The organism is Zoogloea sp. (genome assembly GCF_023150065.1).
Taxonomy (GTDB): Bacteria; Pseudomonadota; Gammaproteobacteria; order Burkholderiales; family Rhodocyclaceae; genus Zoogloea.
In genome coordinates, this window is record NZ_JAKLLN010000077.1 from 1 (window position 1) to 441 (window position 441).

Genomic DNA, 441 nt, shown 5'->3' on the forward strand with positions numbered 1-441 from the left:
CAGTCCACTTCGGTCTTGACGCGGTGGAGTTCGCCGTTGGCTTCGAGCGCGGCGATGTAGCTGCGCAGATCGTCGATGGGCCTGACTTCGGTACGTGCGTTCATGAATGCTCCGTGGGTTGACGCGTTGGTGTCGAAAGGCGTTCAGCTGACCTTCTTGCCGGCCAGCATGCTGGTGAGGATGTAGTCCATCGCAGAGCCACTGCGCACGGCGGCTGCGGGACGCGGTCGGGAGCTCCAGACCGTCTCGGGGCGGGCCTGGAGGATGAAGATGTTTCCGCCGGAGGGCAGGTTCTTGTCGACGGCCCACTCGATGTCCATCGGGCGGCCGTAGTGCATTTCGATCTGCTTGCCCATCCAGGCCAGTTCGGTGATCTCGTCGTCGATCAGCGACTGCACCGTTTGCCGCTCATGCGGCACCTCGATGGTCTGGGACTGTTGG

General features: G+C 63.0%; 1 protein-coding gene. It reads right to left on the reverse strand.

Annotation, left to right across the window (positions count from 1 at the left end):
* Positions 1-143: 143 nt before the first annotated feature.
* Positions 144-441 (reverse strand): PEP/pyruvate-binding domain-containing protein (locus L6Q67_RS23475; RefSeq protein WP_296575912.1); only part of this gene is annotated, 298 nt, incomplete at its 5' end.